The organism is Sporosarcina sp. ANT_H38 (assembly GCF_008369195.1).
Classification (GTDB): domain Bacteria; phylum Bacillota; class Bacilli; order Bacillales_A; family Planococcaceae; genus Sporosarcina.
In genome coordinates, this window is record NZ_VOBC01000017.1 from 1 (window position 1) to 838 (window position 838).

Below are 838 nucleotides of genomic sequence, written 5' to 3' on the forward strand. Positions count from 1 at the left end.
TCTAGTGCCTTCGGGCGTGGGGGTTCGACTCCCTTTACCCGCACTTATAATGCGGAAGTAGTTCAGTGGTAGAATACGACCTTGCCAAGGTCGGGGTCGCGGGTTCGAATCCCGTCTTCCGCTCCATTTACATGCCGGGGTGGCGGAACTGGCAGACGCACAGGACTTAAAATCCTGCGGTAGGTGACTACCGTACCGGTTCGATTCCGGTTCTCGGCACCAAAACACTGATATTTATTCAACACTTATACTTATTATATGCGCTCGTAGCTCAATTGGATAGAGCACCTGACTACGGATCAGGAGGTTGTGGATTCGACTTCTGCCGGGCGCACCATTATTTTTTAACTTTATAATTCTTCGGGACGTAGCTCAGCTTGGTAGAGCACTTGGTTTGGGACCAAGGGGTCGCAGGTTCGAATCCTGTCTTCCCGACCATTTAGCTTTTTAAGTAGTTTGACTGCTTAAAGAAGCCACCATTTTAAGCAGATTTGTTGCTTAAATAATATTTACCCACATGGGGCCTTAGCTCAGCTGGGAGAGCGCCTGCCTTGCACGCAGGAGGTCAGCGGTTCGATCCCGCTAGGCTCCACTTTATGAACCTTTGAACCTTTGAACCTTGAAAACTGAACAGCAAAACGTCAATGAAATACAGCGAGAGTGCTAACGCACTTGAGCAAAACGTTTCTAGTAAGTCGGCTTTAGTCGGATGAAAAAAACACACACTAGAATCTTCGGATTCGGGGGAGGAATTTGATTCCTCCTTAGTCAGCAAGAAATGAGCTATTCATTTTCTTCTATTATGGAGAGTTTGATCCTGGCTCAGGACGAACGCTGG

The 838-nt window shown here is 47.7% G+C and carries 5 tRNA genes; all 5 read left to right on the plus strand.

Annotated elements, in window-relative coordinates:
* The first annotated feature begins 51 nt into the window (after positions 1-51).
* Positions 52-126: transfer RNA gene (locus FQ087_RS22205), tRNA-Gly, on the plus strand.
* A gap of 7 nt (positions 127-133) precedes the next feature.
* Positions 134-222 (plus strand) — tRNA-Leu (locus tag FQ087_RS22210).
* Positions 223-260: 38 nt separating this feature from the next.
* Positions 261-337: transfer RNA gene (locus FQ087_RS22215), tRNA-Arg, on the plus strand.
* 24 nt (positions 338-361) lie between these two features.
* Positions 362-438: transfer RNA gene (locus tag FQ087_RS22220), tRNA-Pro, on the plus strand.
* An 81-nt stretch (positions 439-519) separates the two neighbouring features.
* Positions 520-592 (plus strand) — tRNA-Ala (locus FQ087_RS22225).
* Positions 593-838 lie beyond the last annotated feature (246 nt).